We start from the raw sequence: 15,056 nt of genomic DNA, 5'->3' as shown, positions 1-15,056 counted from the left end.
GGGCGCGCCGCCGTCGCGGCTGCTGCCGGTCAGTCCTGTGCCTGCGGGTTGATCCGGCCCTGCTCCCACAGCCGGGTCATCTCGCCCTCGCCGGTCCAGGCCGCGTCGTGTTCGCGTACGGAGGCCAGCACCTGCTTGAGCACGGCCCGCCCGGAGTCGGCGTTGGTCAGGACGACCACGCCGGTGCCGGAGCCGAGGCGGCTCAGGGTGAGGGCGTGGAAGCCGGCGGTGCGGCCGGTGTGCCCGTATTCGAGGTCGCCGCCGGTGGTGTCGACGATGGAGCCCATGCCGTAGAAGCGGCCGGGTTCGACGATGGTGAGCATCCGCCGGGCGAGCTCCGGGGTGAGGACCCCGGAGGGTTCGCCCCGGTGGGCCCGGCGGATCTCCAGGGAGACCTGGGCCAGGTCGTGCGCGGTGGTCCACAGGCCGGCGGCGGCGACGTCCGGGTGGGCGTAGCTGCCGCCCTCCACGGGCACGCCGTTCTCGTCGTGGCCGACGGCCACCGTGCGGCCCGCGGCGGCCGCGGTCTCCGCGCGGTCCGCCTCGTAGCCGCTGGCGGTCATGCCCAGCGGGTCCAGCACGAGTTCGCGCATGAGCTGCGGGAACGGGGTGCCGGTGACGTCCTCCATGAGCTGCTGGAGCACGGTGTAGCTCACGTTGTTCTTCTGGAACACCTCGCCGGGTACGCCGTCGACGATGACGGGCGGGGTCTTGGCCGGTGCGCGGCCGTGCAGGATCTCGGCCGCGCTCGGCCGGGGTTCGGAGCGCCGGTAGAAGTGGTGCTCCAGGTCGGTCGGCGGGTGGGTGACGCCGGAGGTGAAGCGGAGCAGCTGTTCCACCGTCACCGGGGCGTCGCCGGGCACCTGCCAGCCGGTGAGGTACCGGTTGGCGTCCTCGGAGAGGTCGATCAGCCCGTCCTTGACCAGGCGCAGGACGCCCAGCGCGGAGACGTACTTGCTGATGGACCCGGCCGGGAACAGCGTGTCGGGGGTGACCCTGGCGCCGCCCCCGAAGGCGGTGACGCCGAAGCCGCGGACCTCGCTGACGGCCCCGTCGCGGATGACGGCCACGCTGACGCCGGGCACCCGGTGCTCGATCATCGCCTCGGCCGGGGCGGGCAGGGCGGCGGGCGCCCCGGTGGTGCGGGCGGGTGCGGGGGCGACGGCCCGGGCCAGTTCGGCCAGGGTCTCGCTCTCGTACAGGGTGCGCAGGGAGATCGTCAGGCCGGCCTTGCGGGCCGCGGCGATCACCGGGAGCACCATGATCGAGTCGCCGCCGAGGGCGAAGAAGCTGTCGTCGGCACCGATCTTCTCGATGCCGAGGGCGTCCGACCAGATGGCGGCCAGCAGCTCCTCGGTGCCCTCGCGCGGTGCCACGTACGGCGGCCGCCCGGCGTCGGGGAGGCCGTCCTGTCCGGGGGCGGGCAGGGCCTTGCGGTCGACCTTCCCGGAGACGGCCAGGGGCAGTTCGTCCAGCAGGACGAAGACCGGCGGCACCATGTAGGCCGGCAGGGTCCGGCGCAGGTGGGCGGCGAGGTCGGCCGGGGCGGGCGCGTGGCCCGGCTCCGGGACGACGTAGCCGGTCAGCCTGCGCTCGCCGGGGCGGTCCTGGCGGGCCAGCACCACGGCGTCCTTGACGCCGGGGGCGAGCAGCAGGGTGGCCTCGATCTCGCCGAGTTCGACCCGGTAGCCGCGGATCTTGACCTGGTCGTCGCCGCGGCCGAGGAAGTCGAGCGTGCCGTCGGCGCGGAACCGGGCGAGGTCGCCGGTGCGGTAGAGGCGGGCGCCGGGGCGGGCGGCGAAGGGGTGCGGGACGAACTTCTCGGCGGTGAGCGCGGGCCGGCCGCCGTAGCCGCGGGCCACCCCGGCGCCGCCGAGGTACAGCTCGCCGATGGCGCCGGCCGGGACCGGGCGCATCTCCCGGTCGAGGACGTACACCTCCGTGTTGGTGATCGGCCGGCCGATCGGGACCGGGACGGCCTCGTCGGCGGTGCCGGTGGCGTCGTGGACGACGCAGCCGACGACCGTCTCGGTGGGCCCGTACTCGTTGATGATCCGGGCGCCGGGGGCGGTGCGCCGCCAGGCGGCCACCATCTCGGGCTTCATCTCCTCGCCGCCGACCACGAAGGTGCGCACCGAGTCGACGGCGGTGTCGCCGAGTTCGGTGGCGACCAGGTCCAGGTGGGCCGGGGTGATCTTGACGATGCTGTAGTCGCCACCCTCGCGGAGCAGGGCCGGCAGGGCCTCCTGGCCGCGGTCGCCGGGGACCATCGTGACGTCGCGGCCGGAGATCAGCGGGAGCAGGAAGCTGGGGACGGCCAGGTCGAAGGCGATGGAGCCGAACATCGGCGCGCCGTTCGCCCCGTCCATCCCGTAGTACGCCAGCGCCCAGTCCAGGTAGTTGGCCAGTCCGCGGTGGGTGATCAGCACGCCCTTGGGGCGGCCGGTCGAGCCGGAGGTGTAGATGGTGTAGACGAGGTCGTCCCCGTCGACGGCCACCTCCGGGTCGGTGGCGGGCCGTCCGGCGATCTCCGCCGCCTCCCGCTCCAGGACCACCAGCCGGGCCCGGTGCCCGGGTACGGAGTCCACCAGCGCCTCCTGGGTGACCAGGACCGGCGCCGCGCTGTCGGCCAGCTGGTACGCCAGGCGCTCGGCCGGGGTCTCCGGGTCGAGCGGCAGGTACGCGGCGCCCGCCTTGAGCGCGCCGAGGACGGCCACCAGCATGTCCGGGCCTCGGTCGAGCAGCACGGCCACAAACTGGCCGCGCCGCACGCCGAGTCCGGCCAGGTGGTGGGCGAACCGGTTGGCGCGCGCCTCCAGTTCGCCGTACGAGAGCACCTCGTCGCCGGTGACGACGGCGGGGGCGCCGGGCGCATCCGCGGCCCGGGCGGCGAACCGCCGGTGGACCGGGGTGGTGTCGTACGGGATGCCGTCCGCGCCCGCCCAGTCGCCCAGCAGCAGCTCGCGGTCCTCCTCGTCCAGGAACACCTCGCCGGCGTCCCCGTCCAGGTCGGCGACGATCGCCTCCAGCACCAGCCGGTACATCCGGCCCAGCCTGCGGGCCTGCTCGCGGCTCATCACCTGCGTGCTGGTGAGGAGTCCGAGCTCGCCGGCCATGGTGGTGACGGCCAGGTCGAACTCGGTGCCGCCCTCGCGGAGGCTGGTGCCCAGGTCCATCAGGTCGGTGTCGATCTGGCGGAAGTCCAGGTAGTTGAAGAAGACGTCGATGATCCGGCCGCCGCCCGCCTCGCGCTGCACCTCCGGCAGCGGGAAGCGCCGGTTCGGCCACAGCTCGGTCTCCTGCGCGAACACCTGCGTGAGCAGCTCCCGCCAGGTGCGGGCGCCGCCGCGGTGGTGGATCGGCAGGGTGTTGAGGTACATGCCGTAGACCAGGTCGGCGCCGGGCGCCTCGGGGCGGGTGTCGCAGACCAGTCCGGTGTGGAAGTCCCGCTCCTCGGTGAGCTGGCTCATCACCTTGAGGTGGGCGGCCAGCAGCACGCTCTTGACCGGTACGTCGGCCCGGCCGGCGGTCGCCCTGATGGCGTCCTGGAGGTCGTGCAGGGAGACGGTGACCGAGTAGGACTTCGCCGGCTCCTGCGGCTGCCGCCAGGCGGCCGGCAGGGTGAAGCGGGCGTACTCGGAGACGGTGCGGCGCCAGTGGGCGCGCTCCTCCGCCGAGGCCAGCGACTCGTGCTCGCCCGCGATGAAGTCGGCGAACCGCAGGCGCGGCAGCTCGGCCGGGGCCGGCTCCTGCCCGTCGCGGATCGCTGCGTACGTGGTGAGCAGCTCCATCCACAGGCTGTAGTGGCCCCAGCCCTCCAGGATGGTGTGGTTGAGGCTGAGGAACATCCGCCAGCCCCGGTCGCCGACCGCGAAGGCGAGGCGGACGAACGGCGGCCTGGTGGTGTCGAAGAGGTTCTCCTGCTCGCCGCGGCTGATCTCCAGGACCCGCCGGTGCCAGCCCTCCTCGTCGAGTCCGGTCAGGTCGTGCACGCTGACCGGCATCTCCGCGCGGGCGTGCACCAGCTGCATCGGCACGGAGTACGTGTCGAGGTCGATGGAGGTGCGCAGCGCCTCGTGGCGGGCGGTGACCCGGCGGGCCGCCTCGCGCATCGCGGCGGGGTCGAAGGGGATCCCGTCGCGGATGTCGAACGAGGTGGTGTTGTGGTAGTTGTTCCCGCCATTCCCGTCGCCGCCGTCGCCGGACAGCAGCTCGACCAGCATGCCGGTCTGGAGCTGGGAGAGCGGGTAGGCGTCGGTGACGCCCTCGGGAACCAGCGCCCGGTCCTGGGCGGAGATCAGCTCGAAGGGCTCCACGTACCGCAGTTCGCGCAGCTCACGGCCGGCGATGGCGGCGGCCAGCCGGCCGACCGTGCGGTGCTCGAAGACCTCGCTGACGGCCACGCTGTAGCCGGCCGCCTTGAGCGCGCCGACCAGGGTGACGGCCCGGATCGAGTCGCCGCCCAGGTCGAAGAAGCTGTCGGTGACCGAGAGGGAGGCCACGCCCAGCACCTCGCACCAGACCGCCGCGATGGCGATCTCGTCGGGGGTGGCCGGGGCGGCGCCGCCGCGAGAGGCCGCCAGGGCGTCCTCGCCGGGCACCGGCAGGGCCCGGGTGTCGAGCTTGCCGTTGGCGGTCAGCGGCATCCGGTCGAGCGTGACGTACGCGGCCGGGACCATGTGGTCGGGCAGGGCCTCCCGCAGGTGGTCGCGCAGCTCGGCCGGGGCCGGTGCGGTCCCGGTGCCGGGGGCGGTGACGACGTACGCGGCGAGCCGCTTCTCCCCCGGGGCGTCCTCGCGCAGGACGACCGCGGCGTGGCTGACGGCGGGGTGGGTGCCGAGGGCGGCCTCGATCTCGCCGAGCTCGATCCGGTAGCCGCGCAGCTTGACCTGGTGGTCGGCCCGGCCGATGAAGTCGATCGTGCCGTCGGGCAGCCAGCGCACGATGTCGCCGGTCCGGTACATCAGGGTGCCGGGCTCGCCGTGCGGGTCGGGCACGAACCGGGAGGCGGTCAGCGCGGGCTGTCCGTGGTAGCCGCGGGCCAGACCCTCGCCGGCGACGCACAGCTCGCCCGGCACCCCGCGGGGCACCAGCCGGAGCTCGTCGTCGACCACGTACAGGCGGGAGTCGCCCACCGGGCCGCCGATGGGCACCGAGGTGGCGCCCTCCGGCACCTCGGTCACGTCGTGGACGGTGGAGAAGGTGGTGTTCTCCGTCGGTCCGTAGCCGTGCACGAGGTGGGCCGGGCCCCCCGAGCGGAGCAGCTCGCGGACGGTGCCGGCGTCGGCCGTCTCACCACCGAAGATCACGGTGCGCAGGCCGCGGAACATCTCGGGGACGGTCCTGGCCAGGTGGTTGAAGAGGGAGGTCGTGAGGATCATCGCGGTGATCCCGCGCTCGGCGGCTACGGCGGCCAGCAGTTGGGCGTCCAGGACCGTGTCGCGGTCCAGGACCTCCAGGCGGGCACCGCCCAGCAGTGCGCTCCAGATCTCCCAGGTGGCGCCGTCGAAGGAGACGCTCGCGACGTGCGAGACCACGTCGTCGGGGCCGACGCGGGTGAGTGCGTCGTGCAGCGCGGTGCGCACCACGCCCCGGTGGGTGACGGCGGTGGCCTTGGGGGTGCCGGTGGAGCCGGAGGTGTACATCACGTACGCGAGCTCGTCCGGGTCCTGTACGGGCGCCCCGGCGGCCGGTCCCTCGTCGGGCGCGCCCGCGTCGACCAGCAGCAGGGGTCCCTCCCAGGAGGGCAGGCCGTCGGCCAGCCGCCCGGTGCTGACCAGGGCCGTGGCCCCGGAGTCGGCCAGCATGAAGGCGAGCCGGTCGGCCGGGTAGGCCGGGTCGAGCGGCAGGTAGGCGGCGCCGGCCTTGAGGACGCCCAGGAGGGCGACCGGGAGTTCGGCGCTGCGGTCGAGGCCGACGGCGACCACGGAGCCGCGGCCCGCGCCGGCCGCGGTGAGGCGGGCGGCCAGCCGCGCGGCGCGGGCGTCGAGTTCGGCGTACGTGAGGGTCAGCCCGGCGTGGGAGACGGCGACGGCGTCGGGGGCCTGCGCGACGCGGGCGGCGAACAGCTCGGTGAGGGTGCCCGTGGCGGGCGCCTCCCCGTCCTCCAGGGCGGCCGGGCGTGCGGTGCCCCAGGCGGTGAGCAGCTCGGTCTCGCCTGCCGGGAGCGGGGCGAGGGCCGGGCCCTCCGGGTCGGCGGCCATGGCCTCGACGACCGCGCGGTACATGGCGGCGATCCGCTCGGCCTCCTCGCGGCGCAGCACGCCGGTGTGGGTGGCCAGGCTGAGGTGCCCGTTGAGCGTGGTGACGATCAGCGAGAACTCGGTGGCGGCCGCTCCGGCGCTGGAGCCGACGTCGACCAGGTCGGTGTCGAGCTGCTTGTAGTCCTGGTAGTTGAAGGCGACGTCGACCAGCCTGCGGCCGTCGGCGAGGCGCTGGATGGCGGGCAGCGGGTACCGGCGGTGCGGCCAGATCTCCGCCTCCCGGGCGTACACCGAGGCCACCAGCTCGCGCCAGGTGCGGGCGGTGCCGTCGTACGCGAAGGGCACGGTGTTGAGGTGCATGCCCAGCACCCGCTCGGCGCCCAGCGCCTCGGGGCGCGCGTCGGTGGCCAGGCCGGTGGCGAACTGCCGCTGGTCGGTGAGGCGGGCCAGCACCGCGAGGTGCACGGAGTGCAGGACGGCCTTCATCGAGGCCTGGGCCCGCCGGGCCAGCTCGCGGAGGCCGGGCTCCAGGTCGGCGAAGGGCACCCGGACCAGGTAGGGCTCGGGGGTGCCGCCGGGTGCCGCGCCCCAGCCCTCGGGGAGGGCGAAGGGCTCGTGGCGGGCGGTGACGTCCTGCCAGTACGCGCGGTCCGCGTCGGAGGCCAGGGACTCCAGCTCGCCGGCGACGAAGTCGGCGTACCGCACCTCGGGCGCGGTCCAGTCGGCCGTGCTGCCGTGGTCGCGGAAGTCCCGGTAGAGGCCCAGGAGTTCCATGAGCATGGAGTGGTGGCTCCAGCCCTCGGTGATCGCGTGGCACTCGGCCATGCCGAGCCACCACGCGTGGGTGCCGTCCGCCGGGTCCGGGACCAGCGCGGAGACCCGCAGCAGGGAGGGCACGGCCAGGTCGAAGGGGGTGGCCCGCTCCTCCGCCAGGTAGGCGGAGACGGCCAGGTCCACGAAGGACCGGTCGAGGCCGCCGAGTTCGCGCACGTCGACCGGGATGGTGACGGCCTCGTGCACGAGCTGGAGCGGGGTGCCGTAGCCGTCGAGGGCGAAGCCGGTGCGCAGCACCTCGTGGCGCTCCGCGAGGACGGCCACGGCCCGGCGCAGGGCGGCCGCGTCGAAGGGGCGGTCGTCGCGGATCCGGAAGGCGTTGACGTTGAGGTACTTGTGGCCGGCCGGCTCGGCGAGCATCTCGACGAGGATGCCGAGCTGGCCCTGGGAGACGGGGTAGGCGTCGGTCAGGCCGGCGGGCAGCAGGGCCCGGTCGGCGTCGGACACGAGGGCGAAGGGCTCGACGGCCCGGTACGCCTCCCCGGTGCCGCCGGCGGCGGCGAGCGAGGCGAGGCCGGCGACCGTGCGGGCGTCGAAGACGTCGCGTACGGAGAGCCCGTACCCGGCCGCGCGCAGGGCGCCGACCAGGGAGACCGCGCGGATGGAGTCGCCGCCGACGTCGAAGAAGCCGTCCTCGGCACCGACCCGCTCCAGGCCCAGCACCTCGGCCCAGACCGCGGCGATCCGCTCCTCGTCCGGGGTGCGCGGGGCGACGTACGCGCGGGCGGCGCCGAGGGCCGACCAGTCGGGGGCCGGCAGGGCCTTGCGGTCGAGCTTGGTGTTGGAGATCAGCGGGATGGCGGCCAGCCCGGTGAAGGCGGCCGGGACCATGTACTCGGGCAGCCGTCCGCGGCAGAACTCGGCGAGTTCGGCGGGGGCGGGCAGCCCGGCCGCCGGGTCGGCGGGCACCAGGTAGGCGGCGATGCGCGGGTCGCCGGGGGCCGAGTCGTCGGTGACGACGGCGGTCTCCCGGACGGCCGGGTGCTCGGCGAGCAGGGCCTCGATCTCGCCCAGTTCGACGCGGTAGCCGCGGATCTTGATCTGGTTGTCGGTGCGGCCGAGGAACTCCAGGCCGCCGTCGGGCCGCAGCCGGGCCAGGTCGCCGGTGCGGTAGAGGCGGGCGCCGGGCTCGCCGTACGGGTCGGGGACGAAGCGCTCGGCGGTGAGCGCCGGGCGGCCGAGATAGCCCCGGCTCAGCGCGGGGCCGCCCACGCAGAGTTCGCCGGGGACCCCGACCGGCACCGGCCGGCCCTCCTCGTCCAGGACGAGGACGCGTGTGTCGGCCAGGGGGCGGCCGAGGGGGATGCCGTGCGGGTCGGCCAGGTCGGCCTCGGTGATCCGGTGGTGGGTGACCTGGACGGTGGCCTCGGTGGGCCCGTACAGCTCGACGAGCTGGGGGGCGTCCAGGCCGAACCGGCCGGTCCAGGGGGCCAGGGCGGGGCCGTCGTGCTTCTCGCCGCCGAAGAACATGGCGCGCAGCCGCAGCCGGTCGATCCGCGGGTCGCCCTGCTCGACGGCCGCGGCGAGGCCGCGGAAGGCGGAGGGGCTGTTGAGCAGGACGGTGAACTCCTCGGCGAGCGCGAGGTCGAGCAGCTCGTCGGGGTTGCGGGCGGTGTCGGCGTCGACGACGACCAGGCGGCTGCCGTGGAGCAGCGCGGACCAGAGCTCGAAGACGGAGACGTCGAAGGCGTAGCTGTGGATCAGCGGCCAGACGTGCCCGGCGTCGAGCGGGAACCGCTCCTCGGTGGCGCGCATCAGCCGGACCACGTTGGCGTGGGTGACGCCGACGCCCTTGGGGACGCCGGTGGATCCGGAGGTGTAGATGACGTACGCGAGGTTGTCCGGGCCTGCCAGCGGCTCGGGGTCGGTGGCGGGGGCGGCGGCGAGGTGCGCCGCGCCGGTGCCGTCGGTGACGAGCAGCGGGCCGGTGAAGGCGGCGGCCGCGGCCTCCTCGTGGGCGGTCTCGGTGATCACCGCCTTGGGTGCCAGGTCGCCGGCCATGAAGGCGAGGCGGGCGGCCGGCTGGGCGGGGTCCATCGGCAGGTAGGCGGCACCGGCCTTGAGGACGCCGAGGATCGCGGGGACCAGCTCGGGGCCGCGGGCCAGGCAGAGGCCGACGACGTCCTCGGGGCCGACGCCGAGGGACCGCAGGTGGTGCGCGATCCGGTTGGCGCGGGCGTTGAGCTCGGCGTACGTGAGGGTGGTGCCGGCGGCGGTGACGGCCCCGGCGGTGGGCCGGCCGGCGACCTGCTCCTCGAAGAGGCCGTGCAGCGTGGCACCGCTCCGGGGGGCCGGGGCGGGGGCGCGCAGCACCACCGCGCGGTCGGCGGCCGGGAGGAAGGTGGCCCGGGCGTCGCCGTCGGGGTCGGCCAGCATGGCCTTCAGCACCTGGCGGTACATCTGGGCCAGGCCCTCGGCCTGTTCCTGGGTGAGGTGGCGGGTGTCGGAGCGCAGCCCGATCCAGCCGCCGCGGGAGATCACCGCGAGCGGGAACTCGGTGGAGCCGATGCCGGTGCTGGCCTCCTCGTCCACGGCCTCCGTGTCGACCTGGTGGAAGTCCAGGTAGTTGAAGACGGTGCCCAGCAGCCGGCGGCCGCCCGCGGCGCGCTGGATCGCGGGGAGCGGGTGGCGGCGGTGCGGCCACAGGGCGAGCTCGCGCTCGAAGACCTCGCGGATCAGCTCCCGCCAGGTGGCGGCGGTGCGGGTGTGCGGGAAGGGCACCGTGTTGAGGTGCATGCCGGCGACCTTGTCGGCGCCCGCGGTCTCGGGGCGGGCGTCGACGGCGAGGCCGGTGTGGAAGGCGGACTCCTCGGTGAGCTGGCTCATCACCTTCAGGTGGGCGGCCAGGATCACGCTCTTGAGGGAGACGCCGGTGGCGGTGGCCAGCTCGCGCAGGGCGGGCGTCAGGTCGGCGACCGGCACGTTGGCGCGCACGGGCTCGTACGCGGGGGCCGCGTCGCCCAGCGGGTCGCCCCAGGCGGCCGGCAGGTCGAGGACGGCGTGGCCGTCGACGACGCCCCGCCAGTGGGCGCGGTCGGACTCGTCCTCCAGGGAGGCGAGTTCGGCGGCGATGAAGTCCGCGTACCGCCCGGCCGGGCGGACGGTGTCCGTGAAGCCGCCAGTGGCGAGGAACTCGCGGTAGAGGGCGAGGAGTTCGTCCATCAGGGAGTGGTAGCTCCAGCCCTCCAGGATGGGGTGGGCGTGGGTGAGGACGAGCCACCAGGAGCTGTCGTTCTCCAGGACGGCGCGGACCCTCAGGAGCGGGGGCCGGGCCGGGTCGAAGGGCCGGCCGCTCTCCTCGGCGTTGACGGCACGCAGGGCGGCGGGGAACTCGCCGGCCGCGACCGCGCTGAGGTCGGTGAGGGTGACGGCGACCGGGACGGTGCCGGTGGCGTGGACCAGCTGGAGCGGGGTGCCGTAGCCGGTGAGGTCGAAGCCGGTGCGCAGGATCTCGTGCCGGGCGACGAGTTCCTCCGTGGCCGCCTGGAGGGCGGCGAGTTCGAAGGGGCGCTCGTCGCGCACCGCGAAGGCGTCGACGTTGTGGTACGCGGCCTGGTGGTCGTCCAGGTCCATCTCGACGAGCATGCCGAGCTGCACCTGGGAGACCGGGTAGGCGTCGGTGACGCCCTCGGGCAGGGCCGCGCGGTCGGCTTCGGTGATCAGCTCGTACGGGGCCGCGTACCGCTCGGTGACGGCCACCGGCTCCGCCGGGCCGCCGACGGCAAGGGCGAGGGCGGCGATGGTCCGGTGCTCGAAGACGTCCTGGACGGACACGGCGAACCCGGCGGCGCGGATGGCTCCGACGAGCACGATGGCGCGGATGGAGTCGCCGCCGAGGTCGAAGAAGCTGTCCTCGACGCTGATCTCGTCCCGGCCGAGCGCGGTGGCCCAGGCGGCGGCGAGGCGGGCCTCGGTGTCGTTGCGCGGGGCGACGTGCTCGGCGGCGGGGGCGAACTCCGCGGGGGCGGGCAGGGCCTTGCGGTCCAGCTTCCCGGCGGTGTTCAGCGGCCAGGCGTCCAGCTCCACGAAGGCGCCCGGGACCATGTAGTCCGGCAGCTCTTCACGGAGGTGCGCCCGGAGTCCGGCCTGCTCGACCGGGCCGCCGGCCGGGATCACGTAGCCCACGAGCCACGTGTCGCCGTTGTCCTCGGTACGGGCCACCACCGCGGCATCGCGGACGCCGGGGTGGGTCAGCAGCCGGGACTCGATCTCGCCCAGCTCGATCCGGTAGCCCCGGATCTTCACCTGGTGATCGGTCCGCCCCAGGAACTCCAGCGAACCGTCCTCCAGCCGCCGCGCCAGGTCACCCGTCCGGTACAGGCGGGTGCCCGCCGGCCCGAACGGGTCCGGCGCGAAGCGGTCCGCCGTCAGGTCCGGGCGGCCCAGGTAGCCCTGCGCCACACCGGCACCCGCGATGCACAGCTCGCCCACCACACCCAGCGGCACCGGCTCCATGAAGGAGTCGACGAGGTGGAACTGCGTGTTGTCGACGGGGGCTCCGATCGAGACGGCCGCCGGGAGCGCCGGGACCTCCCAGGCGGAGGACCAGATGGTGGTCTCGGTCGGGCCGTAGACGTTCACCAGGCGGCCGACGCCGGCACGCAGTTCGCGGGCCAGCTCGACGGGCAGCGCCTCGCCGCCGACGAGTGCGGTCACGGCCGGGCCGGCGAACCCGCCCTCCAGCAGCAGCTTCCAGCCGGACGGCGTGGCCTGCACGTGGGTGAGGCCCTCGGCCGCCACCAGCGCGCCCAGGTCCTCGCCGGAGCGGGCCACCACGACCCGGTGCCCGCCCACCAGCGGCAGGTACAGCTCCAGCCCGGAGATGTCGAAGGACACGGAGGTGGACGCCAGCCAGTGCTCGGTGCCGGCCGGGGAGTCGCCCAGTACGCGGCGGATGCCGGTCAGGAGGTTGCCCAGCGCCCCGTGCGTGACCTGCACGCCCTTGGGGCGGCCGGTCGAACCCGAGGTGTAGAGCACGTACGCCACCGCGTCGCGCTCGGGCACCCGCCACTCCCCCGTGGCCGGCTCGCCGGCGATGAGGGCGGCGTCGCCGTCGAGGGAGATCCGGGCGCCGGAGTGCACCTCGGCTGCGACGGCGGCCAGGGAGTCCTGGGTGACCAGGACCGCCGGCCGGGCGTCGGCGGTGATGCCGGCCAGCCGGGCCGCCGGGTGGGCGGCGTCCATCGGCAGGTACGAGCCGCCGGCCTTCTGTACGGCGAGCAGGGCGACCAGCAGGTCGGTGCCGCGCTCCAGCAGCACGCCGACCACGTCGCCGGCGCGCACGCCCGCCGCCACGAGACGGTGGGCCAGCCGGTTCGAGGCCGCGTCCAGTTCCCCGTACGAGAGGGACCCGCCCCCGCTCGTCACGGCGACGGCGCCGGGCGCCGCGGCGACGGAGGCCGCGAACAGCTCCGGCACCGTACGGGCGGGGACGGCGGTGGCGGTGTCGTTCCAGCCGGAGACGACGAGCACGTGCTCCTCGCCGGGCAGCCGCACGGCCCGCGCGTCGCCGGCCGGGTCGGCCGCCATGGCCTCCAGCACCGACCGGTACATGGCGGCCACCCGCTCGGCGTTGGCGCGGGAGAGGTCCCGCTCGTTCGCGGTGAGCACCAGGTGCCCGGCGAGCGTGGTGACGGCGAGGGGGAACTGCGAGGTCGCGTCGCCGAGGCTGTCCTCGACGTCGATCAGGTCGGTGTCGACCTGGTGGTAGTTCTGGTAGGTGAAGAGCACCTCGACCACCGGCTGACCGGGCTCGGCCAGCCGCTGGATCGCCGGGAGCGGGTAGCGGCGGTGGTCCCACAGCTCCATCTCCCGGTCGAAGACGGACCGGACCAGGTCCTGCCACGTGCGGGCGCCCCGGTCGTACGCGAGGGGCACGGTGTTGAGGTGCATGCCCAGCACCCGCTCGGCGCCCAGCGTCTCGGGGCGGGCGTCGGTGACCAGGCCGACGGAGAACCGGGCCTCCTCGGTGAGCTGGCTCAGCACCTTCAGGTGGGCGGCGATCAGCACGCTCTTCAGGGAGGTGCGGGCCCGCTCCGCCAGGGTCTTCAGTCCGGGCTCCAGGTCGGCGTAGGCGACGGGCAGCCGGTAGGCCGCGCCCTCGGCGGCCGCGGGCTCGCCCCAGCCGGCCGGCAGCGACAGGGCCGGGTAGGCGCCCACGGTGTGCTGCCAGTAGCCGCGGTCGGCCTCGTCCGCCAGGGACTCCAGCTCGCCGGCGACGAAGTCCGCGTACCGGGCGGGGACGGGCTCGTAGCCGTCGGCCGGGTCTCCGCCGTCCCGCACCGTGCGGTAGACGTCGAGCAGCTCCATCAGGAGGGAGTGGTGGCTCCAGCCCTCCAGGATCAGGTGGCTGTGGGTGAGCCCCAGCCACCAGGCCTCGTCGCTCTCGACCAGGCCGGCCACGCGCAGCAGCGGGGCCTGGCCGGGGGCGAAGGGGCGGGCCTCCTCGCAGGCGGCGAACTCCGCGACGGCCCGCTTGAGTCCGGCCTCGTCCAGGCCCGACAGGTTCTCCACGGCGACGGGCGGGACCGCGTCGGCGTGCACCAGCTGCATCGGCACGGAGTAGCCGGTCAGGTCGACGGAGCTGCGCAGCACCTCGTGGCGGGCCACCACGGTGCGGGCCGCGGTCTCCAGGGCGGTCAGGGAGAAGGGGTGCCCGTCGCGGACGCGGAAGCAGGTGACCCGGTGGTAGTCGTCCCCGGAGTCCTCGACCAGGGCCTCGACGGCCATGCCGGTCTGCACCTGGGACAGCGGATAGGCGTCCGCGATCCCCTCGGGTATCCGTTCCCTGTCCTCATCGGAGATCAGGGCGAAAGGGGCGGTGCCCCCTTCCTCCCGTGCCTGCTCCTGCTGCGGCGCGCCGGCCCCGGACTGGGCGCGGAGCAGCGCCAGCAGGTCGGCCACCGAGGTCTGCTCGGTGATGCCTGCGCCCAGGTCGAGGCCGGCCGCCTGGAGGGCACCGGCAAGCGCCTCCGCCGCGTCGGCTCCGGCCGTCCGGCTGGAGATGTCCGTCGGTGACACGTTGTCCTCCTGAGGTGCCTGCGCCGCGAGGTGGTCCGCCAGCTCGGCGACGGTCTGGTACGTGAAGATCGTTCGAACGGAGAGGCGGTGGCCGAGGGCCTTGAGCGAGCCGACGACCGAGACCGCGCGGATGGAGTCGCCGCCGAGGTCGAAGAAGCTGTCCTCGACGCTCACGCGTTCGAGCCCGAGAGCGGATTCCCAGGCACGGGCGATCCTCGCCTCGGCGTCTGTGCGGGGAGCTATATATGCCGTTCCGGCGCTCCGGCCCGGGGCGGGCAGGGCCTTGCGGTCCAGCTTCCCGGCGGTGTTCAGCGGCCAGGCCGCCAGCTCCACGAAGGCGCCCGGGACCATGTAGTCCGGCAGCTCTTCACGGAGGTGCGCCCGGAGTCCGGCCTGCTCGACCGGGCTGCCGGCCGGGATCACGTAGCCCACAAGCCACGTGTCGCCGTTGTCCTCGGTACGGGCCACCACCGCGGCATCGCGGACGCCGGGGTGGGTCAGCAGCCGGGACTCGATCTCGCCCAGCTCGATCCGGTAGCCCCGGATCTTCACCTGGTGATCGGTCCGCCCCAGGAACTCCAGCGAACCGTCCTCCAGCCGCCGCGCCAGGTCACCCGTCCGGTACAGGCGGGTGCCCGCCGGCCCGAACGGGTCCGGCGCGAAGCGGTCCGCCGTCAGGTCCGGGCGGCCCAGGTAGCCCTGCGCCACACCGGCACCCGCGATGCACAGCTCGCCCACCACACCCAGCGGCACCGGCTGCATCAGCGCGTCCACCACGTAGAACCGGGTGTTGTCGACCGGGTCGCCGATCGAGACGGCCGCGGCCTGCTCGGGCACCTCCCAGGCGGAGGACCAGATGGTGGTCTCCGTCGGGCCGTAGACGTTCACCAGGCGGCCCACCTGTGACCGCAGTTCGCGCGCCAGCTCCACCGGCAGCGCCTCGCCGCCCACCAGGGCCGTCACGCCCGGCTCGGCGAACCCGGCCTCCAGCAGCAGTTT

The 15,056-nt window shown here is 74.7% G+C and carries 1 protein-coding gene (only partly in view); it reads right to left on the bottom strand.

Going from position 1 to position 15,056, the window contains the following annotated elements; translation table 11 throughout:
- Positions 1–29 precede the first annotated feature (29 nt).
- Positions 30–15,056 carry the 3' portion of a non-ribosomal peptide synthase/polyketide synthase gene (locus ACIF6F_RS24925; RefSeq protein WP_399950492.1) on the bottom strand. 8,571 nt of this gene lie beyond the right edge of the window, so only the last 15,027 of its 23,598 coding nucleotides appear in the window; the start codon falls outside the window, past its right edge — the gene reads right to left on this strand; its stop codon occupies positions 30–32.

Source organism: Streptomyces sp. NPDC086023 (assembly GCF_044540325.1).
In the GTDB taxonomy this organism is placed as follows: domain Bacteria; phylum Actinomycetota; class Actinomycetes; order Streptomycetales; family Streptomycetaceae; genus Streptomyces.
This window is presented reverse-complemented; position numbering and strand designations above follow the sequence as displayed.